Origin of the sequence: Paenibacillus konkukensis (genome assembly GCF_023523925.1) — a bacterium.
GTDB classification, from domain to species: domain Bacteria; phylum Bacillota; class Bacilli; order Paenibacillales; family NBRC-103111; genus Paenibacillus_S; species Paenibacillus_S doosanensis.
In genome coordinates, this window is the sequence record NZ_CP027059.1 from 781,168 (window position 1) to 802,673 (window position 21,506).

Below are 21,506 nucleotides of genomic sequence, written 5' to 3' on the forward strand. Positions count from 1 at the left end.
TTTCAGCAGCTATCGTTTTATTAATCGATTTATAAATACGGGTTTTCATGCTTCGCCTTCAGCATGTTCCAGCGGCGTTCTACTTCTCCTTCGAACATTTTATACGATTCTTCATACTCCGGTTTGGTCATATGCTTCGTCTTGCCCATCGTTTTCAGCCAATCGGAGAGCGGAATCTTCTTGTTCTTCTCTTCCGGATTGTACGTAATGTTCGTTACGCCATGCTCCACTTCGTAGAGCGGGAAGAAGCAGGAATCGACCGCAGCGCCGACGATATTGGAGCCTTCCTGATCCTCGGACAGCCAGTTGAGCGGGCAGGCGATCAGGATTTTGCCGTACACCATGCCTTCGTTTTGCGCATACCATTGCGCCTTGGCCGCTTTGCGTACCAGGTCCTGAGGGAAAGCTTCCGAGCCGGTGAACACATAAGGAATATGCGTGGCCGCCATAATTTGCGCCGTATCTTTGTGATGGAACACTTTGCCGCCTTGCTTAGAACCTACGTTGGACGTGGACGTTCTGTGCCCCATCGGCGTCGAGTACGACAGTTGAGCTCCGGTGTTCATATAGCCTTCGTTATCGTATTCGAGAATGATCATCTTATGATTGCGCAGGGCAGCGCCGATAGCCGGACCCATGCCGATATCCATGCCGCCGTCCCCGGTAATCATCACGAACGTAAAATCATCCTTCAAGCCGAGCCCGTCGAGCTCCCCTCTGCGCTTGCGCTCCCAGAACATCTCGACGACACCGGAGAGCGTAGCAGCCCCGTTCTGGAACAGGTTATGAATATACGTCGCTTTATGCGCCGAGTACGGATAGCCCGTCGTTACGACCATTGCGCAGCCGGTATGGAACAAGGCGACGATGTCTCCCTCGATCCCTTTGAAGAAGAGCTCGAGACCGGAGAAGATCCCGCAGCCGGGACAGGCGCCGTGCCCCGGGGCGATTCGCTTCGGTTTCTTCGTCAGCGACCGCAGCGGCGGAATGCGCACGCTCAGCTTGCCGGTAGCTTCATCGGGCTTCACCGTAATAAGGCCGGTTTTCAAATCCTCATATTTCATCGGATTCAGCACGCGTTTCGGCGCTTTGGCGGGATCTCCCGGGGTGTGGCCGTAATAGTCGAACGGAACCTCGACACTGCCTTTCTCCGCCGCATCGATAGCGAATTGGAACAAGTTATGGCCGTCTTCGGCATAGAAATCTTTGCCGCCCAACCCGTATATCCGACTGATGACCATCGTATCGCGGTTGCCGTGCGTGAACAGCGCCGCCTTGATTTCGTTCACCATATTGCCGCCGTGGCCGCCGTAGGAATCGGCACGGTCGCCCACCGTCACGGCTTTGACGTTCCGCAGCGCTTCGGCAATCGCCTTTTGCGGGAACGGACGGATCATGTTCGGAGCGATGGAGCCCGCTTTAATGCCTTTGGCGCGCAATTGGTCGACGACATCCTTAATAATCTCGGAGGCGGAGTTCATCAGGAAGACCGCTACCTCGGCATCCTCCATCCGATACAAGTCGAGAATCGGATAATCGCGGCCGGTCAGCTCCAAATATTCCTGGCGGATGCGGTCGTACACGCGCTCCGCGTTATACATCGCTAACGATTGCTGATAGCAGTTATTGATATAATCCGGCTCGTTCATATAAGGACCGACCGTAATCGGATGTTCGCGGTCGAGCGTATCGGCGAATCCGGTCGGCGGCTTTTCCCCGATGAAAGCATGAACATCCTCGCGCTTTGCGAACGTTTGGACGCGGCGTTTTTGGTGGGAAGTGAAATAACCGTCAGAGGCTACGAGCACCGGCAGGCGCACTTCAGGATCTTCCGCCAACTTCAGCGCCATGATGTTCATATCGTACACCGCCTGCGGATCGCGGCACATAAGAATCGGCCAGCCCGTATTCAGCGCGTAGTACAAATCGGAATGATCGCCGTGAATGTCCAGCGGACCGGATACGGAACGGCACACCAGATTCATGACCATAGGAAAACGGGTACCGGATTGCACCGGCATTTGCTCAAGCATATACAAGTAGCCGTTGGCGCTCGTCGCGTTGAATACGCGGCCGCCGGCTGTCGATGCGCCGTAACATACGCCTGCGGAGCCGTGCTCGCCGTCGGCGGGAATCAGCTTGATGTCATGCTGGCCGTTGGCTTTCATCAGATCCAGAAACTGGGCGACCTCCGTGGAAGGTGAGATCGGAAAATAGCCCATAATATGATAGTTAATCTGATGAGCCGCGTAAGCCGCCATTTCATTGCCCGATTCATAGACGATGCGCTGCTCTACCGTACCTTGAGAAACTTCTTTATTCATCTCAATGGCCAACTGGAATTCCACCTTTCGGATTAGCTTTGATTATTTGGGCTTAACGCGATTATTTCGCGGCCAGATCAAACCGATGAGGAATGCGATGCTGTTCCGCATAGCCGTCGGCTTCGCGCAGCGACGTCAATGCTTCCGTTGGGCAAGCCTGTACACACTTCAAACAGCCTTTGCAGTATTGGTAATCGATGCCTTGCAGAAACATTTGCGGGCGTCCTTTTTTGTCGGCCTGTTCGTCCCACACAAAGCAGAAGTCCGGACAGACCGTGTCACAGGCGGCGCAGTGAATGCATTTATCATCTTCAAAATTCGGCATCATGCCGGCGCGGGATATGCTGAGATCTTTCAGAATACTGTTGCCTGGGTTTGTAATCACGCCGCCCATCGGCTGCGTCTCGAACCCGAGCACCGGTGTGTCCTGACGGATGTAAGCCGGCATTTGCTGTCCTTCGGGCAAAGCGAACGTTTGGAATTTCACCTCGTTATAACCCCGATCAAACGTATTGAGCGCAGGCTGCACCGCTTGAGGATATTTTTTCTCCAGCGATTTGCGGATGACGTTCTTCATCGTATCCGGATTCAGGAACGGACACAGCCGGAATAAAGCGCCCAGCATGGCCATATTGACCCGGTTCTTCTCCTCCAGCGAAATGCCTATCGCATCGATGACGGCGATCGTGCCGCCCATCATTCGCAGCTTCTCCTTCAGTTCCTCCGGCGTTTTGGTCGAGTTGACCAGCACCAGGCTATCTTCGTAAATACCGCTGACAACGTTTACAGTCTTCGACAATGATTCATGAAATACGCCAACCACATGAGGCCTTTCCACTGGAGAGGTGTCGCGTATATTCGTATGAATATCGCAAAAGCGAATATGCGCTTTGACGGCAGAGCCTTTCTTCTCCGAGCCGTAAGAGGAAAAACTGACGCCGTTAAGGCCTACGCCCACAACGCCCGCCTCCGCGAGCATTTTACCGGCCAGATTGGCTCCAAGCCCGCCAATGGACTCCAGTCGGATTTCAAAAAAGCCCAGTTCATTCGTTTTGGGTAACGTAACCATTGCATGACTCCTTTCGGGATTAGACTGCAGCAAGTAGTATTCTAAATACTATTTATATTCTGAATAGATCGACAAATTCCTTTTCCGAGAAAAATTTTTTCTCCAAAAAAGGAAAATATCGCCGCATTCCCGCTATATCATCATACGCGGAATATCCCGTATCCGTTCAAAGGAACGACAGGCTCCCTGTCCGGCAGCAGCCCTTCGTTCTTGCCGTTCACGGCGACATCGACGAGCCACTGGGTAAAACTAGCCACCTTCATGGACTTCATTTCCTCCAGAGTAAAAAAGCCCGCTGCGTCCACTTCCACACCGTCCGCTGCAGGCTCACCGTCGACATATTCCATCTCGAAGGCGATGTACACGTTATGAACCGCACGGGGCAGATCGCGCAGCGCCACGATGCCCTTGACCCTCGTGTGCACTCCAGTTTCCTCCAGCACCTCGCGGACGACGGTTTCTTCGATCGGCTCCATCTGCTCGATGTAACCGCCGGGATTGGTCCAATTTCCTTTCCCCGGCTCCTGGGCTCTGCGCACCAGAAGCACCTTGTCGTCGCGGATGACGAGCGCGCCGACGCCGACGCTGTAATTGCCCCAATGCACCGCATCGCAGCTTGTACAGGCGCGCCGTTCGACACCGTCGATCATTCGCGTCTCCATAGGCTGGCCGCAGGAGCTGCAAAAATTGACTGTCATGTATTTTCCTCCTTCTCTAACGTCATCCCTGTCCGATGACTTGCTTGACTGCCATAACCAGTTTTAATATAGCTTGTTTAATTTAATTGTTCCAGCATTATTTCAAAAAAACAAACCCGGAAGGCCTGCGCTATGCAGGACTCTCCCGGGTTAAGGATCGATTATTCTTTTGGCGTTTCGGGCGCTGCGGGCGCCGCTGCTGGTTCGTTCGATTTCGGCAGCGCTTGCGCGGATGCGCCTCCCCGCTGCGTCAAGCCTTTGACGAGCTTCTCCAGGTCGATGCCGCTCACGCTCTTCAGCATTTCGGGCGCCGTCGCCATCAGCGACGTGACGTAATTGCTGACGCGGGCCGCTCCCTCGCCGTTGCCGGTATCGACAACCGTCAGCTTGTCGATGCCTTTGATCGGCTCCGCCACCTTGCCGGCAAGTTCCGGCAGCATCTTCACGATGATGTCGAGCACCGCGGCCTCGCCGAACTTCTCAAACGCCTCGGCGAGCTTCTGCTTCGCTTCCGCCTCGGCCAAACCGCGCAGGCGGATAACCTCCGCTTCGGCCGTACCTTTGGCCCGCTCCGCATCCGCCACAGCCAAGCCATCGAGGCGCTTCTGCTCGGCATTCGCCTTCGCCTCCGCCTCGATGCGGTACTGCAGCGCCTCGGCTTCCAGCAGGCGCTTCGCCTTGTCCGCCTCGGCCGCCTGAATGACGGCGTAACGGTCCGCATCCGCTTTCTTCTTCACTTCCGCGTCGTACTGCTTCTCGCGGCGAAGAATTTCCTTCGTCTCCAGATCGATCTCGCGCTCCTTGCGGACGAGCTCGACCTTCATCTGCTCCTCGACCACGCTTTGTTTTGCGCGCGCTTCGTGGATGTGATACGCCTGGTCCGCTTCGGCGCGGGCCGTATCCTGATCGCGCTTAAACGACGCGATCTTCAGTTCCTTTTCCTTCGACGCTTCGGCGATGTTCGTATCACGCACGAGCTCCGCCTTCTGTCCGTCTTCCTCGGCGCGCGCCTTCTGAATCCGCGCGTCTCTTAACGCCTCGGCCTCGGCGATTTCCGCATCCCGCTTTACGGCGGCGATCCGCGGCTTACCCAGCGCATCCAGGTAGCCGTGCTTGTCGCGCAAATCCTTGATGGTGAACGATACGATCTGCAGCCCCATTTTCTTCAAATCTTTGGCTGCGACGCCCTGCACCTCCTGCGCGAATTTATCGCGGTTGCGATACACTTCCTCGACGGTCATCGAGCCGAGAATCGCGCGCAAATGGCCTTCCAGCACTTCCTGCGCCTCTCCCTTCAGCGCCTCCGTAGGCTTGCCCATAAACTGCTCGGCCGCCGTAGCCACATCCTCGACGGAACCGCCGATCTTGATAATGGCCACCCCGTCGGCCATGACGGGAACGCCCTGCTCGGTGTAAACCTCCGGCGTCGAAACATCCAGCTTATGCGAAAGTAAGGACAAAAATTGCGACTGCTGAAATACCGGCAAAATAAATGCTCCGCCTCCGCGGACAATTTTAATTTTGCGTCCGGAATCGTCGGTCATCACATTTTTGGCTCCGAGAAACGAACCGGTCACAATCATCGCCTCGTCCGGGCTTACGGTCTTGTAGCGCGCCCAAAACGCGAGCCCCAGTACGATGATGACGCCGACGACGACGGCAGGGACAAATAAAGCATCTGGCATTTGCATCTCTCCTTTATTCGGATTTATCAAAACGGGCGACAAGCAGCGTATTGTCCTTGACCTCAACGGTAACGACTTTTACGCCCGTTTGGATTTCCTCGCCTTCAAAACTGGCTGCGATCTGATTCGTAATGCCCGCTCCTGCGCGGAGCATCACCTCGCCGTAGCCGACCGCCGGAATCGTCACGGATACTTCTCCCAGCTTGCCGACCATGTCGTGAATCGAGAACGCGACGGAATTTTCGCTGTTCTCCATCGGCTTCACGTAAAGAAAATAAACCAGTGCGGAAATCAGTACAGCGCATACGACAGAGGCACCGAGAATACCCGCCGTCCCCCAGGCCGTATACTTCGTCAATAAAATTCCCGCTCCTCCGCATACGGTAAGTCCGCTGAACAGCACGGTCGGCTGAAGGGCGTGCAGATGCTCTCCCGACATGAAATCGAACAATCCGTCCAGCACATTGCCGAGCAAATCGCCGAAAATAACCGTGACCAAGGCGAACAGTACTCCGGTGATCAGAAATCCCCAATACAGCTGCAGCATGGCCGTCCTCCCGTCTCGATAAATTAGCTACACTAAGTAATACGCAAGAAAGGTAGGAAAAGTTTCAAATCATTTCCTTTTTCCTGTTTTTGCAAGGTCGAATCCTCCTCGCCCGGAAGGATGGCGACGAAGCCGCGCCTGTCAATGCCATTACCCTCATCTATAGCTGTTATATGTAATATCGATTTCATAAATACCCCTACTCCCTTTATAATCATAAGCAAGCAAAAACAGCTGTATGCGTTCGCTGCTTATACTTGATTTTAAGGAGGAATTTTTTTCATGACGCTACTCAATACGACCATTCAGCAAAAAGCGGTCAATACGATTCGCACGCTGGCGATCGACGCAATCGACAAAGCGAATTCGGGCCATCCCGGCATGCCTATGGGCTCCGCGCCTATGGCTTACGAGCTGTGGACCCGTTATATGAAACATAACCCGAGCAATCCCAAGTGGATCAACCGCGACCGCTTCGTGCTGTCGGCCGGACACGGCTCGATGCTGCTGTACAGTCTGCTGCATTTGTTCGGATACGATCTGCCGCTTGAGGAGCTGCAAAACTTCCGCCAGTGGGGAAGCCTAACTCCCGGACATCCGGAGTACGGGCATACTGCGGGCGTCGACGCGACGACCGGTCCTCTCGGTCAAGGCGTGGGCATGGCGGTCGGCATGGCGATGGCCGAAGCGCATATGGCGGCGACTTACAACCGCGAAGGCTTTAACGTCGTCGACCACTTCACCTATGCGATTTGCGGCGACGGCGACATGATGGAAGGCATCAGCGGGGAAGCCGCTTCCTTGGCGGGCCATCTCCAGCTCGGACGACTGATTCTGCTTTACGACTCCAACGATATTTCGCTCGACGGCGATTTGAGCATTTCGTTCTCGGAAAATGTGCAGCAGAGGTTCGAAGGCTACCGCTGGCACGTGCAGCTGATCGAGGACGGCAACGATCTTGAAGCGATCAGCCGGGCGATCGCCGCTGCGCAGGCCGATCCGCGTCCGTCGCTGATCGAGGTCAAAACCGTTATCGGCTACGGGAGCCCGAACAAGAGCGGCAAAGCCGGCGAGCACGGATCGCACGGAGCCCCGCTCGGCAAGGACGAGACCAAGCTGACTAAGGAATTTTACGGTTGGCCGAGCGAACCCGCCTTCTATATCCCAGAAGACGTGAAGGAGCATTTCGCCGGCTTCAAGGCGCAGGGCGAAGCTCACGAAGCGGACTGGAACGCGCTGTTCGAGCAGTACCGCGAAGCTCATCCCGAGCTGGCACGCCAGTTCGAGCAGGCTGCCTTAGGCCAGCTGCCCGAAGGCTGGGATGCGCAGCTTCCGCTTTACGCGGTGGAAGATAAGCCGCTGGCTACCCGCTCGGCTTCCGAAAATGCATTGAACGGACTTGCGGCCGGCGTTCCGTTTTTGCTCGGGGGCTCGGCCGACCTGGAGACCTCCACGAAGACTAACATCAAAATCTCGGGAAGAATGACGCGCGACGATTACAGCGGGCGCAACATCTTCTTCGGCGTGCGCGAATTCGCCATGGGAGCGGCGCTGAACGGCATGCTGCTGCATCAAGGGGTGCGCGGCTTCGTCGCAACGTTCTTCGTGTTCTCCGACTACTTGCGTCCGGCGATCCGTCTTGCTTCGATCATGAAGCTGCCGGCCATCTATGTGTTTACGCACGACAGCATCGCCGTAGGCGAGGACGGACCGACGCATGAACCGATCGAACAGCTGGCGGCCCTTCGCTCCATCCCGGGAATTACCGTTCTCCGTCCGGCCGACCCGAACGAAACCAGCCATGCGTGGCGCCATGCTCTGGAGAATACGTCCGGCCCTTGCGCGCTGATTTTGACCCGCCAGGCGCTGCCTGTTCTGGCCGGCACCGCCGATATGGGCCGGGAAGGCTTAAGCCGCGGCGCCTATGTGCTGTCCGATGCGGACGTGGGCAAACCGCAGGCGCAAATCATCGCCACCGGCTCCGAGGTTCAGCTCGCTCTGGCCGCGCAATCGCAGCTGGCGGAACAAGGCATCGCGGTTCGCGTCATCAGCATGCCGAGCTGGGAGCTGTTCCTGCGGCAGCCGCAGTCTTACCGCGATTCGGTGCTGCTGCCCGACGTGGAAGCGAGAGTTTCGCTGGAAATGGGCTCGGCCCAAGGCTGGCATCAATTCGTCGGCCCGAAAGGCGCCGTCATCGGCATCGACCGTTTCGGCGCTTCCGCTCCTGCCGCGCGCGTCATCCAAGAATACGGCTTCACGGCCGAGCGGGTTGCGGCGCAAGTCAAAGCGCTCTTGTCGTAAACCGTACGGCAGCCGCATAAACAATAAAGCCGAAGGACTCCCTTAAGACAAGGAGCCTTCGGCTTTTTCTTATTGCGCCGATTGATTCTCATAGTTCCGGTTACTTTCGCTTCAATGCGAGCATCTGGTACACTTCCCGGGAATCGCCCTTCAGAACCTTCTGCGCGCTGTTCATCTGACTGGAGCCGTCCCCGTCGAGGAAAATCCCGTCCACCAAATGGCCCCGGCTCACCTTCTCCAATACGGCTGCCCGAAATTGCTCGACGGTACACGGCTTGTCCGTTACGACCAAATATAAATTCTGCTTGTCGTCGTAGACCGCACCCGAGCGCAGACGCGCCTCGTCAAAGGCAGGCATATCCTCGGCAAGCGCCCTCTCCGCCCAATGTCCGTCGTCCTGCAGCGACATGCTGACTCCGCCTTGCGCCCAATAACGGCCCTTATCCGTTACATGCAGCTGATGCGCATCGATGGCGACTTGAACGGAAAACCGCCGGGTGATTTCATCCCAGACGAGAGTCCCTTTCGGAACGTCGATATTGTACCAGCCTGAGCCGTAATCGTCCTGCTGCCCCTTAAGCGGCTGATCGTTCACGACGGCAATGCTGAGCAAATCTCCGTTCCAGAAAAAACCGCCGTTAATTCCGTAGTCCTCCGTGAGCGCCACATTGGAAGCGATCGGTTTCAACGCGATATTATCGGGAGCCGTCCGCAGCGAGTACAGCTTGACTCCGTTGGAAGCCTTCGCCTCCTGATAAGCATAATGTTTGAAAGGCAAGTACGCCGAAGACGGCTGCACCGCGGAAAACATCACGGCAATCAGATTTCCCAATACAAACGAGGCCAGCAGCAGCGGCAGCTGCGATTTGCCCGGCCAGCCGAAAACAAGTTTCCACCCGCCCGCTTTCATTGTCGACGCTCCTCCCGCTTTTCCTCATCGGTTTTCATAGAATCATAGCTCTATTCCATTCTATGAAATCGACAGCGGACATATGCTAGATTAGGCTCCGAGAACAACGCCTTTTTTCAAAATCAGGTTCGCATACTGCGCCGTCTCTCCTGTCGCCACAATCGCATACGCTTTCTTGGCGCGCTCGTAGAAAGCAAATCTCTCTACTTGTTCAAGCTCGGCGGCCTGCGGTTCATGCTTGGCAATAATCGCCCTGTACTCGTCCCATATGACGGGAACGATAGGGTCCCCCGGCACGACGGCCATCAGCGCGACCGACCGCTCCGCATAGCTGTCCAGCGGGAATAAAGCCAAGATCGCGTCCAGCAGCTGCGGAATTGCGAGCCCGTCGCAGCGGATCAGCCGCTGTGCATGACTGGCGGCGGGAAAATTGCCGTCGGCGAGCACAAGCTCGTCACCGTGGCCCATTTCCATTAATATTTTCAGCAGTTCGGGCGCAAGCGCCGAAGGAATCCCTTTTAACATCTCTCTCCTCTTCCTTTCACATCGTAGAAACATTTAATTTTATCCTATACGCGCCAGGAAGAGATTGTCAACCGAATTGCGGTCCGGGACGGCTTCCGCGGCAGGCCAAGCAGCGCAATTCGCATAGATGGCGCGGTGCATAAAATGCGTCTATCGTGAAAGCCTATAAAAATCCAACGATAAAGGAGTCCATTTATGGATTTTTCTACTGGCAAGCTTCTATGGCCGGACACGCTTTCCCCTTCTCCCCGCTACCCTGCGCTGGAAGAGGATATCGCCTGCGATGTGCTGATCATCGGCGGCGGAGTCGCCGGAGCTCTCTGCAGCTATTATTTGAACAAAAGCGATGTCCGCGCCGTGCTTGTCGACAAGCGGACGGTCTGCAGCGGCAGCTCCTCGGCTAATACCGGCATGCTTCAATACGCCAACGATAAATCGTTAACTTCATGCATCCATACTTTCGGAGAGAAGGACGGAGCGAGATTTTACCGGCTCTGCCGCCAGGCTGTCGGCGAGCTTGGCCGGATCAGCTCGGAGCTGGACGCAAACCCGGAATTCCGTAAACGAAGCAGCTTGTACGTAGCAACGGAGGACAAAGACGTCGACGCGCTAAAAAAAGAATACGAGCTGCTGAAGGCCTACGGTTACCCTGTTCAGTATTGGGAACCGGAAACGATCGCCCGTCATTTCTCCTTCGCCAAGCCCGGCGCTATTTTCAGCGAAGGGGATGCGGACTTTAACCCGTATCGTTTCGTCGTATATTTGATCCGCTCCCTGCACCGGCAAGGGCTTCGCGTATATGAGCATACCGAAGTCGCCAGCCATGTGGCCGAACGGGACCGCGTGATCTTCAGAACCAAAAACGGCCGCACCATCACCGCCAGACACGCCGTTATCGCTACCGGGTACGAGGCGCAGAAGCTTAAAAAAAATCATAACGCCGTCGCGGAGAGCACCTACGCTATCGCCACCCAGAGACTTCGAGCTTTCCCCGGCTGGCATGAGCAGTGTCTGATCTGGGAGACCGCAAGACCTTTTTTGTATATTCGGACGACAATGGATAACCGCATCGTTGTCGGAGGGTTGGACGATGCTGCCCGCAGCGCGGAGCAACGGGATTCGCGGCTGCCGGGCAAGCGGGACGCCTTGCTGGCCGAAGCGGTCAAGCTGTTCCCGGCGCTGGAGGGGTTAAGAGCCGAATACTTCTGGTCGGCCGCCTTCTGTTCGACCCACGACGGTCTCCCGTTGATCGGCCCGCAGGAGGAGTTTCCCCATTGTTACTTTGCGCTCGGCTATGGAGGCAACGGTACGGTGTACTGCACCATTGCCGCCCAGATCATCAGCTCCTTAATTACGAACGGCTCCCATCCCGACATGCATCTGTTCCGCTTCGACCGGCCGAGAAGGGACCCCGGCCATCTTTAAGGATATTTTCATGTACGATTCATGTTTGTCTACCAGGTTTAGGATATGATAGAACTATCCGATGAAGGAGGAGATAGGAATGAATGCCAACCTGCCGTCAGCGGCTTTGGAAAAAGTAAAATTCTTCTATAAATTTATTCGTACTCCTAGAACTATCGGCAGCGTAACCCCTAGCTCCCGGTATTTGACCGGCAAGATGATTGAACCGGTGCCTTGGCAGCATATTGACAGCATCGCCGAACTAGGCTGCGGCACCGGAGTCATAACTAAGGCGATTCATCAGAAGATGAAGCCCGGCACGGCCGCGCTGCTGTTCGAGAAGGACTCTTATTTGCGCAAGCAGTTGGCCGAACAATATCCCGATTCGAGCACTTACGCCGATGCGCAGAGCCTCGGCTTCGCCGTCCGCCAAGAAGGACTGGAGCATCTGGACTGTATCGTCAGCGGACTGCCTTTTGCCAATTTCCCGCAAACTTTCCGCGATTCGCTTATCGAGCAGGTGCACCGCTGTCTGAAGCCCGGAGGCTATTTCATTGCCTTCCAGTACTCGCTGCAGATGAAAAAACAGCTCAGCCGCGATTTCGAGATCGAATCGATCCGCTTCGTCATGAGGAATGTTCCTCCCGCATTCGTCTACGTATGCAGGAAAAAAGACGCGGACCGGTAGCATCCTTCCTCTTAATCGGTTACTATAAAATCATAAGGAGCATATCGGCTCCGCGACATAGTAATCGACAAGCGAGGTGTTCCCAGTGGAGGAAATCATTATCGTCGGGGCAGGCCCTTGCGGATTATCGGCAGCGCTCGAGCTGCAAAAGCTTGGTCTGGACCCGTTAATTATCGAAAAGAGCTGTATCGCCCATTCCATCAGTTTGTATCCGACCTACATGCAATTTTTCAGCACGCCGGAGCTGTTGGAAATCGGCGGTATCCCTTTTACGACTCCCAATGAAAAGCCTTCTCGGCTTGAGGCGTTGAATTATTACCGGAATGCAGCACTGCGCAGCAATATCCGCGTGCAGTCTTACCATACGGTTACGTCTGTCCGCAAGCAGCCGGACGGCGGCTTCGAGCTCGCCCTGACCGACCGGTTCGGACAAGAGTCGACGGCCCGCGCCCGGTATGTTATCGTAGCCACAGGCTACTTCGATCATCCGAACATGCTTGGCATCCCCGGAGAACAATCGGCCAAGGTGACCCATTATTACAGGGAAGCTCATCCGTACAGCTGTACGAAGGTAGCCGTCATCGGAGGCAATAACTCGGCGATCGACGCCGCTATGGATCTTCTGCGCGTCGGAGCGGATGTTACGGTCGTCTATCGCGGCGACGCTTACTCGCCGAACATTAAACCGTGGGTGCTTCCGATCTTCGAGAGCATGGTCAGCAAAGGGCGGATTCGCATGCTGTTCCGCTCGCAGGTGATCCGCATCGAGGAGCGCACGATTACGGTTGTCCGGAACGGTGAGGAACAGCAGCTCGATAACGATTTCGTGCTCGCTCTGACGGGCTTTCGGCCTGACCGCACCATGCTGACCGAAGCCGGAGCGCAGCTCGATGACGAACGCCGGGCGCCGTTATACGACCCGGAGACGATGGAGACGACCGTTCCCGGATTATACATAGCAGGCGTTGCGGCATCGGGAAACAACGCCAACGAAGTATTCATCGAAACCGGCCGTCTGCACGGCGGTCTGATCGCCCGGCATATCGCCGCTTCCCGGGCAAGCGCAGAAAGCAATGTGTAAATAAAGGAAAGGCAGATTCCCCATGCGGAGGATCTGCCTTTCCTTTATCTTTAGCTTAAAAAATAAGTTCCTTTTCCCTATGCGTCAATCTTCTGCCCGCGATGTCCACGACCAGCTTGCCCCCGGACAGCCCCCAGATCCGCGATCCGTATTTCTCGGCCAGCTCGACCTGATGGAGACTGCAAAAAACGATCACCTTGTCTTTGCGGCAGATGTCCTTCAAATCGTCAAGCACCTTGCTCGCTGCCTCCGGATCGAGTCCGGACACCGGCTCGTCGGCATAGATGACCTTGGCTCCGCGGATCAGCGCCTTGGCAATGGCGACGCGCTGCTTCTCCCCGCCGCTCAGCTTTTCTACAGGCTCGTGCGCTTTATCGAGAAGCCCTACCTTGTCCAAATAGTCCATCGCCGTCATATGATCGTCATTGGACGTCGTCCCGGATAAAATCCGCCACCATGCCTTGTGGAGGAACAAACCGCTAAGCACGTTCTTGAGCGCCGATTTGCGCGGATTCAGATTGGGCTTCTCTTCCAGGTAAGCCCAATCTTTGCGGAGCTTCCACTGCTCCAGGCCGCGGACTCCGGAGATGTCTTTGCCGTCGTATATATATTGGCCTTCGTCCCACTTCTCCTTCAAGGCAAGGCAGCGAAAAAACGTCGTCTTCCCGCTCCCGCTGGCGCCGACCAAAGCGATAAGTTCGCCCTCGTCTGCCTGAAAGCTGATCCTTGACAGGATTTGATGATCCGGCGGAAATGATTTCGATAAATTGCGTACAATAATCATCCGATCGCTTCTCCTTTTTCCCACCTTAAGTCCGATAACTGCCTTTATTATAACCTAAGACCGCCCGGCGACAAACGGATTTATTTATCGTCCAGCGGGTAGAATATCACATCCACCGGAAAAGCCGACCCTGCGGCAGGCGTAAACTCGATGTCTAGCGCCGGTTCCGTTCCGTCGGTTTTGGCCAGTATCGTATATCCCTGATAATCCATCATGATACCGGACGGCGGAGCTTGCACGATCCGGCCGTTCACTTCGAACGGGCCCCTGAACACGCCGCCGCGCGGAAGGAGCAGCACGGCCATTTTTCGCGGCTGCGCAATATGAATGTTATAGACGACCCCGTAGTTGCCGAGGTTAAGGGAGTCCTGCTTGCGGAAGAAATCGATACCGGTGACAAACGGGTCCGTCGTTCCGTCGCCGATCGTCAAGCTGGACGGCTTGGTAAACGACTTGGCGTCCACATCCCACATAACGTCGGAGGAGCTGAACGTTCCCCTAACATTGCCCGTATATTCCAGCTGCGAATACGTGCCGATCGAGTCGATGCCCGCCCCTGCATCCATCGCCACGAAGGAGAAATACACTTCTCCGTCGGTTTCGACGTCATAGATGACATTCATTCCTTGCCCCGGGAAAAAATCCGGCATTTTTTTATAAAATACCGTCTGATAAGGGCCGACGACCATCGTCTGCGGATCGCTGCCGTCATCCTGCAAAAATTCGAGCGACGCCTCGTTGCCGATCAAATTGGCATAGATGGAAGGATATACCTCGCCGGCTCTCGTTGTTTTTATCGTTACCGGTTTATCCGGATTCGGATTGCGCACGACGATGGCAAATTGGACTTTTTCGTTCATCCCGTTCACATGATCCGCATACAGCCTCGCTTTGCCGTTCACCCGCTCCTGGTACAGAAACCCTTTATGCTCGAATGTCTCCGGGCTGTCGCTGACGATCAGCTGCCGGTCGGAAGACATCTTCACCGTATTGGGCAAAGAGGGGATGTCGCGCAAATATTTGCGCAGCGTCGCTTCCTCATCCTTCACGAACGTGCCGACCGGTTCATGGTACACCTTGTATTCGAACGGGTCCAGGTACGGCTCGTCCACGATCTCGACGTTGCGCGAGAAGGTGTCGCTAACCGTCCCCTTGCTGTCGGTCACCTGCAGCGAAACTTTAAACAAGCCGGGCTCGAAGATCGCCTCCGCTTTGCCGGTCCACTGCACTCCGGTAATGGCGTCGCCGTCCGGATCGTAACTCAAATCGGTATACGTAATCGGCTCGCCGAGCCTGTACTTTTCCTTATTTACGGAGAAACGCGCGACGGGCTTCGCGTTGGGCATCGTATCGTTGTGAAAGCCCCCGTTATCCGGCATTTTGACATAGACGAGCTCCACCCTCCGAAGCTCTTTGTTCACCGTATATTTGAAGCCGATATAAGATTTCAGCCAATCCAGCGAAAGATATAAACGGTCGTTCACCAGCCTGGCCGCTTGATCAAAGTCGGCAGCCTGCCCGTTGATGCGGAGCCGCTTCGCGGACAAGCCGAATTCGGCGAACGCGCTAGGCGTCGTGATCTGCACGGCTCCGGTCGAATCGACCCATTTTATCTGCGAGCCGAATAAAGCCGGCAGCGCAACGGCAGGGAGATAAGCTTGTTCCTTCACTTCCAGAAGCGGCGCTTCCAGACTCGTCTTTTGCCCGTTGACATAAGCTTCCTGCCCATCGTAATATAGCAGCGCAGATATCGTTTCGGGTACTTTCGTCTCTTGTGCGGCCTGCGGCGCAGACTGCGGCGCGGTATCTGCCGGAGCCGCCCAAGCGGCGGGCAGGACCGATAATGACAACGACAACGCCGTCAGCAGCGCACCCATTCGTTTTGCGAAAACCATCGTTGATTAGAAACTCCTTTATTTATAAAAATATATGATAAATTCATCAGTTCGCTTGCAGCGGATAAAGCACCAAGTCGACCGGGAGCTGCGTTCCGTCCACAGCCATAATTTCGATATCGACGCTGTTTTCCCCGCCGCCCGTCCTGTGCAGCAGCACCGCTTCGTTCTCGGTCAATCCGGCGGCCGGAATTGTAATGATATTGCCGTTCACTCTCACGGCTCCTTGGAAAAACCCGGTTCTCGGATGGAGCGCGATAGCCATCTTGCCCGTATGCTCCAACTGAATTCGATAGCGCACTCCGGCATGGTTCCGATTTTCAAGCGGCTGCTTGTTCATCGCATCATACCCTTGCAGCGGCGGCTCCAGCGACGGGTCGCCCATGCCGACGGCGGCGGGCCATTTCAGGGAATGCGCGTCGATGGTCCAGCCTACTTCCGATACCGGGAACGTTCCGTTCTTGGCGCCGTTCGACGCGACGAGCGGATAGCCGCTCAGATTATACGTCGTATCGCCCGGAGCGATCATCGCGTAGGATACCGATATTTCGCCGTCCGTCCGGATATCGTAGAGCCCCTGGAACGTCTGGCCGGGGGCCATATTCGGGCTTATCTTGTAATAGACGGCAGCGCCAGGCTCGATCACCAACTCATCTTCGCGGGGCGTCGAGCTCAAGAAGTCCTCGGCCGTCTTGCCCAAGCGGACGGCGCCGTACACCGACGGACCCGATTCGGCTTGCCGCGTCGTTGTCACCTTTACCGCCTTCTCATTATTATTGCGCATGACGACGGCCAACTGGGACTCGGTTCGGCCGCCGTTCGTATATTGCGGATACAACCTGGCCTCACCGTTTACCTTCTCCTGATATAAATAACCGAGCCCCGCTGCGAACCGGCTGCCGCTTCCCAATACGAGCGGCTTGTCCTCCGGCTGACGGACGAGAACCGGCAGCTTGCTCTCCTCCGGTCCGTATACCGCGTTCAATACATCGTCATTCGCCTTGAACACGGCGCCCGGAGCGTCGTAATAATAAGGGAACTGCGCCTCGGAGAGATACGGCTCATCCTCGATCGTAACCGATCGGGTGAACGGCTCGCTTTCATTGCCCTTTCCGTCCTTCACCCGCAAAGTCACCGGATAAATACCCGGCTTATAGTAGGCGTCCTGCTTCCCGTTCCATTCGTAATCGGGAAGCCCTTCCGCGTCCGGATCGTAGCTTAGGTCGACGTAATCCACCTTCTCTCCCAGCTTGTAGGACGATTTGCCGAAAGCGAACAGCGCGATCGGCCGCGAATTCGGCTGTGCGTCGTCCTTGGTCAAATCCGACTCCTTATATGCGGAAGAAGGCGTTCCGATGAAGCTGATCTGTGCGCTTTGTCCGTCGGCGGCGAGCTTATACTGCAATTCCGCATACTCCGCAATCCACGACAGCTTGACCAGAAGACGGTCATTGCGGATATCGGCGACCGACGAGTAGTCGGCCGATTCGCCATTGACCGTGATCGAGCGGCTGCCCAAATCGAATTCGATGAACGCCTTCGGCGTCAGAAGACGGATAGTATTCGCATCTCCGTCCCAATTCAGCTCCAGCCCCCTCGTATCCGCCAGCCATCTAAGCGGTATGTAAAAGCTGTCGCCCGCGATAACCGCCGGCTGCTCCAGCCGTACCTGCTGCCCGTTAACGGTAACCGCGCTTTTCTCCGCGAACAGCTCAATGTGCTGCGGGGCTACGGATACCGCTCCCGCCGCTGCGGGAAACAGCAAGCCGAATGCAGCTGCTGCACTTACCAATGTTCCTGTTTTTAACGAAGATGTCAACATTCGAAGCATGAATTCCTTAACTCCTTTTTTTCAATAATGCGAATAACCGAACGACCCGCTCGGCCGCGTCCTCAGCCAGCCTGGGCGCTTCCCGCATCGCCTGCTCCAGCGGCATCGGCTTGTCCGTCAGCGGGAAAACGCTGACGACTCCGCTATCGTAGAGGCATTCGATTCCTTGGCCGATCGACCCGGCAATCAGCACACAGGGCACGCCGAGACGTTTGGCCTGCTTCGCGACTCCGTAGGGGGTCTTTCCCCGCTCCGTCTGGAAGTCGCACTGGCCTTCGCCGGACAGCACAAGATCGGCGCCTTCCAGATGCTTCGCCAGTTGCGCCGCTTCAATAACGATCTCGACGCCCGGCTTCAGCTCGGCGTTCAGGAATGCGACGGCTCCCCCGCCCAATCCTCCCGCCGCTCCCGCTCCGGGCAGCTCCAGAATATCGGCGCCGATATCCCGCTGCACGACCGCGGCATAAGTGCGAAGCGCCTCGTCGAGCCGATCCGCCATCTCCGGCGTAGCGCCCTTCTGCGGGCCGAACACGGCGCTTGCTCCCTGAGGGCCGCAAAGCGGATTGTCGACGTCGCAAGCGACGATGAAGCGGCTCTCCCGCAGCCGGAGGTCCATGCCCGACCCGTCGATGGAAGCGAGCCTGCCCAGCGCCTCTCCTCCTTGGCCGACCGGCCGGCCGGACTCGTCGAGAAACCGCGCCCCCAATGCTTCGGCCATGCCGGCCCCGCCGTCATTGGTAGCGCTGCCGCCCAGTCCGATAATGAAAGATCGGCATCCCCGGTCCAGCGCGTCCTTAATTAACTCCCCCATACCATACGTCGTTGCCGCAAGCGGGTTTCTCTCTTCCGGGCGAATCAAATACAAGCCGGATGCTTCAGCCACCTCGATAACGGCGGTTGCCCCGTCTCCAAGCACTCCGTACATCGCCTCCACCTGCGCTCCGAGCGGGCCGCGGACGCTCACCTTATGCGTCGTTCCCCCGGTAGCGTCGACCAGGCTGCGCACCGTGCCCTCTCCTCCGTCGGCCATGGGCACCTTGACGATATGCGCTTCGGGGACTGCGCGGCGGATGCCGCGCTCCATCGCGTCACAAGCTTCCCCGGCGGTTAAACTGCCTTTATAAGAATCCGGAGCCAACACAATCTTCACTGAACTGTCCCCTTCCATGGTAAAAAGTTCATCTCCCATTAAGAATACTACCATGTATTAAAACGATGCGTCCAGCATCCAGGCATATCCGCATTTACAGCATTCGCCGATCATGAACAAATCCCCCAAAAGCCATCCATGCCGCTACGCGGCACCACAGACAATGGAAATGGGGTACCAAGAGTAATTTCCAGGGTAGTGACGTGATGCTCTGAAGCTTATTCCGTCCGCATCCAGCCTAAGCTGGATCGGCGTCTAACCATTCCTCTGGGTTCGTTCTAGGGGTAGACTTTACTTTCGGGGGCCCCCGGATATCCACAGGACATTGCTGCGCATCATTTCCTAAACAACAAAAAACGCCTGTTCCGTCAGAGCGGCTCAGGCGTCTCTTATGTCGATCCTATCATTTATTGCGGATTCGTTTGTTTCGGAATTTCATTCAAGCTCGGCGGAACTTCGGCCGCATTCTCGGCGCGCATGACGGCTTCTTCCTCAGTGAACTTGTTTTCCTTGAAATTCGCGTTGTTCTTCGTGTTCGCTTTGGCATTGTCCATAAATGATTCACCCCCTCCGTAGAACATGTACTAGTATCCCGAATTTGGTAAAAATTATGTATTCTTTGTCATAAAACTTTAACATAAGGCTCGACAGCGTTTTACAAATTTTATAACTGATCCGTATTATAATTGCTCGATGTGAGGAAAATTTTGCATATCGATTGGAGTCGTAAAAACCATGGATGAATCGCAGCTGAAACAGCATATGGAGCAATTGCAAAAACGCTTATACCGGCTGGTGGAGCAAACCGGCAGTCTGGTTGATCCGCAGGTCGTTGAATTAAGCCAACAGCTCGATCATCTGGTAGTCACGCTTCAGCGAAGGCGCATGAGCCGCAAAAGGACAAGCCTCCTAAAAAATAGAGCCTCATTTTAACGCTCGCCCCTTGAAAAACATGACATGATGTGTTATATTGAAATTAAGCAAAATCAAGGGTTTTTGCTAGCATGGCACTCTACTCATAGCCGGAATTATGTCTCTTGATGCAGCATAATGACCATAAAGGAGCGATAGACTATGACTTACGAGGCTCAAAACCAGCAGGAAAAGAAGATTTCGGTTGAACTTACAGTAAATGAAGCATTGGCCCTGACAGGCGTACGCTTCCCGCAAAATCACCAATTGGAAGTGGATGCCATGCATAAAATCAAACGTTCTTTGGAAAATCAATTGCTGCTGGACCCGAAACGCAGAACCGTTCAATAAAGAGCATATACACATAAGAACAAGACCTCTCTCCCGCATTTGGGCAGACGGGGTCTTTTTGTATATAATGGAGAGAGCATCTCTACTTGAAAAAGGAGTCTTTATTATGAACATGAAATCAACGATCGATACGGCAATAGACCAGCACGCCCGGCGTTTCATCGAGATTTCCCGCTTCATCGGGGAAAATCCCGAGCTGGGGCACGAGGAATGGCAAGCTTCCCGCCGGCTCATGGATGAGCTGCTCCATCACGGATTCGACGTGCAGTGTCCGGTGCTCGGTCTGCCGACCGCCTTTATCGGCACTTACCGAAGCGCGAAGCCGGGGCCTGTCGTCGCTTTCTTATGCGAATACGACGCGCTGCCGGAGCTCGGACATGCCTGCGGCCATCATATTATCGGCACGATGGGCGTCGCCGCCGCCGTCGGGCTGAAAGCGGTGATCGACGAGCTCGGCGGCACCATCCGCGTCTACGGGACTCCGGCGGAGGAAACCAAAGGAGCCAAGGTGCCGATGTCGGCGGAAGGGCTGTTCGACGACGTCGATTTCGCCCTTATGGCTCATCCATACTACACCTACGAGAAATCCGGCGAATCGCTGGCCATGGACGCCATCCAGTTCGAATATTTCGGCAAAGCCGCCCATGCCGCCGCCAGTCCGTACGAAGGCGTCAACGCGCTGGATGCCGTGCTTCTTCTGTTCCAATCCGTCAACGCGCTGCGCCAGCAGGTTCAAAGCCATGTCCGCATTCACGGCATTATTACCGAAGGCGGCAAAGCGGCCAACATCATCCCCGATTATGCGGCTGCACAGTTTTATATCCGCTCGGGCAACCGGCCCTATACGGACGAAGTCGTTCAGAAGGTGCTGCGCTGCGCCGAAGGCGCCGCATTGCAAACCGGCTGTACCTTGAAGACGTCGAACTACGAGTTTTCTTACGACGAACTGATCACTAACAACACCTTATCCGACCTGTTTACGCGCAATTTGGTCGCTATGGGAGTGCGCGAGGAAGAAATTCAGATCGGCAAAGATCACGGCTCGGTCGATCTCGGCAACGTTTCGAGACATTGCCCGACGATCCATCCGTATATTCAGGTCATCGATGAGAAGCATCTGCTGCATACAAAGGAATTCCGCGACCTGGCCATGCTGGACCGGGCATTCGAGGGCATGCTGCTCGGGGCGAAAGCGCTGGCCCATACCGCCTGCGACGCCGTCTCCGATCCGGCCGTTCTGAAGGCGATTCGCGACGAATTCGCCAAAAGCCTCGAAACGTCCGGAGCCTAGACGCTAACCGGGTTGAAAAACGCCGAAGCTTCGGCTATTCTATATAGTAATACTTTGAGC

Annotated in this window: 20 protein-coding genes; 7 read left to right on the top strand and 13 right to left on the bottom strand. The window is 55.6% G+C overall.

Going from position 1 to position 21,506, the window contains the following annotated elements; all coding sequences use genetic code 11:
• Window positions 1–29: 29 nt before the first annotated feature.
• The 6 genes from SK3146_RS03335 to SK3146_RS03360 all read right to left on the bottom strand — a co-directional run bounded on the left by SK3146_RS03335 (window position 30) and on the right by SK3146_RS03360 (window position 6,514).
• A complete protein-coding gene (locus SK3146_RS03335) occupies window positions 30–2,336 on the bottom strand; it encodes a thiamine pyrophosphate-dependent enzyme (protein WP_249863738.1) in 2,307 nt (768 codons plus the stop codon).
• Window positions 2,337–2,385: 49 nt separating this feature from the next.
• Window positions 2,386–3,393, bottom strand: a complete 1,008-nt coding sequence (locus SK3146_RS03340; RefSeq protein WP_249863739.1) for a 2-oxoacid:acceptor oxidoreductase family protein — start codon at window positions 3,391–3,393, stop codon at window positions 2,386–2,388.
• A gap of 140 nt (window positions 3,394–3,533) precedes the next feature.
• Entirely contained in the window at window positions 3,534–4,091 is a 558-nt protein-coding gene (locus SK3146_RS03345; protein WP_249863740.1) for an NUDIX hydrolase, read from the bottom strand.
• Window positions 4,092–4,252: 161 nt separating this feature from the next.
• Window positions 4,253–5,776, bottom strand: a complete 1,524-nt coding sequence (locus tag SK3146_RS03350) for a flotillin lipid rafts scaffold protein FloT (protein ID WP_375295498.1) — start codon at window positions 5,774–5,776, stop codon at window positions 4,253–4,255.
• Window positions 5,777–5,789: 13 nt separating this feature from the next.
• Window positions 5,790–6,323 (bottom strand): NfeD family membrane protein, encoded by a 534-nt coding sequence (locus tag SK3146_RS03355; protein ID WP_249863742.1) that lies wholly within the window; start codon window positions 6,321–6,323, stop codon window positions 5,790–5,792.
• Window positions 6,324–6,355: 32 nt separating this feature from the next.
• A complete protein-coding gene (locus SK3146_RS03360; protein ID WP_249863743.1) occupies window positions 6,356–6,514 on the bottom strand; it encodes a hypothetical protein in 159 nt (52 codons plus the stop codon).
• Between the two features lie 91 nt (window positions 6,515–6,605).
• On the opposite strand from SK3146_RS03360, the gene tkt reads away from it, so the two are divergent.
• A complete protein-coding gene (gene tkt, locus SK3146_RS03365) occupies window positions 6,606–8,624 on the top strand; it encodes a transketolase (RefSeq protein ID WP_249863744.1) in 2,019 nt (672 codons plus the stop codon).
• A gap of 100 nt (window positions 8,625–8,724) precedes the next feature.
• Here the strand turns inward: tkt and SK3146_RS03370 are convergent, their stop codons facing one another.
• Entirely contained in the window at window positions 8,725–9,534 is an 810-nt protein-coding gene (locus SK3146_RS03370; protein WP_249863745.1) for a hypothetical protein, read from the bottom strand.
• A 90-nt stretch (window positions 9,535–9,624) separates the two neighbouring features.
• Window positions 9,625–10,059: an L-fucose mutarotase gene (gene fucU / locus SK3146_RS03375; RefSeq protein WP_249863746.1), complete on the bottom strand. Its 435-nt coding sequence runs from the start codon at window positions 10,057–10,059 to the stop codon at window positions 9,625–9,627.
• A gap of 195 nt (window positions 10,060–10,254) precedes the next feature.
• Here fucU and SK3146_RS03380 point away from each other — a divergent pair, with 195 nt between their 5' ends.
• The 3 genes from SK3146_RS03380 (at window position 10,255) to SK3146_RS03390 (ending at window position 13,232) form a co-directional block, all read left to right on the top strand.
• Window positions 10,255–11,484, top strand: a complete 1,230-nt coding sequence (locus tag SK3146_RS03380) for an NAD(P)/FAD-dependent oxidoreductase (RefSeq protein WP_249863747.1) — start codon at window positions 10,255–10,257, stop codon at window positions 11,482–11,484.
• Window positions 11,485–11,563: 79 nt separating this feature from the next.
• Window positions 11,564–12,151, top strand: coding sequence for a class I SAM-dependent methyltransferase (locus SK3146_RS03385; RefSeq protein ID WP_249863748.1), 588 nt, complete (start codon window positions 11,564–11,566; stop codon window positions 12,149–12,151).
• An 85-nt stretch (window positions 12,152–12,236) separates the two neighbouring features.
• Window positions 12,237–13,232, top strand: a complete 996-nt coding sequence (locus SK3146_RS03390) for a YpdA family putative bacillithiol disulfide reductase (RefSeq protein WP_249863749.1) — start codon at window positions 12,237–12,239, stop codon at window positions 13,230–13,232.
• Window positions 13,233–13,287: 55 nt separating this feature from the next.
• Here SK3146_RS03390 and SK3146_RS03395 read toward each other — a convergent pair whose 3' ends face one another.
• The 5 genes from SK3146_RS03395 to SK3146_RS03415 all read right to left on the bottom strand — a co-directional run bounded on the left by SK3146_RS03395 (window position 13,288) and on the right by SK3146_RS03415 (window position 19,446).
• Entirely contained in the window at window positions 13,288–14,016 is a 729-nt protein-coding gene (locus SK3146_RS03395) for a phosphonate ABC transporter ATP-binding protein (protein WP_249863750.1), read from the bottom strand.
• 80 nt (window positions 14,017–14,096) lie between these two features.
• The gene (locus tag SK3146_RS03400; protein WP_249863751.1) at window positions 14,097–15,911 is read right to left on the bottom strand and encodes a stalk domain-containing protein; all 1,815 of its coding nucleotides are present in this window, start codon (window positions 15,909–15,911) and stop codon (window positions 14,097–14,099) included.
• A 46-nt stretch (window positions 15,912–15,957) separates the two neighbouring features.
• On the bottom strand, window positions 15,958–17,742 hold the full coding sequence (locus SK3146_RS03405; protein WP_249863752.1) for a stalk domain-containing protein: 1,785 nt from the start codon (window positions 17,740–17,742) through the stop codon (window positions 15,958–15,960).
• 7 nt (window positions 17,743–17,749) lie between these two features.
• Entirely contained in the window at window positions 17,750–18,892 is a 1,143-nt protein-coding gene (locus SK3146_RS03410) for a glycerate kinase (RefSeq protein ID WP_249863753.1), read from the bottom strand.
• Between the two features lie 407 nt (window positions 18,893–19,299).
• Window positions 19,300–19,446: a hypothetical protein gene (locus SK3146_RS03415; RefSeq protein WP_249863754.1), complete on the bottom strand. Its 147-nt coding sequence runs from the start codon at window positions 19,444–19,446 to the stop codon at window positions 19,300–19,302.
• 181 nt (window positions 19,447–19,627) lie between these two features.
• Between SK3146_RS03415 and SK3146_RS03420 the strand changes: the two genes are divergently transcribed.
• From SK3146_RS03420 to SK3146_RS03430, 3 genes are all read left to right on the top strand, one after another.
• Window positions 19,628–19,825, top strand: a complete 198-nt coding sequence (locus SK3146_RS03420; RefSeq protein WP_249863755.1) for an aspartyl-phosphate phosphatase Spo0E family protein — start codon at window positions 19,628–19,630, stop codon at window positions 19,823–19,825.
• A gap of 141 nt (window positions 19,826–19,966) precedes the next feature.
• On the top strand, window positions 19,967–20,155 hold the full coding sequence (locus SK3146_RS03425) for a hypothetical protein (protein WP_249863756.1): 189 nt from the start codon (window positions 19,967–19,969) through the stop codon (window positions 20,153–20,155).
• Window positions 20,156–20,261: 106 nt separating this feature from the next.
• On the top strand, window positions 20,262–21,446 hold the full coding sequence (locus tag SK3146_RS03430; protein WP_249863757.1) for a M20 family metallopeptidase: 1,185 nt from the start codon (window positions 20,262–20,264) through the stop codon (window positions 21,444–21,446).
• Window positions 21,447–21,506: the final 60 nt, after the last annotated feature.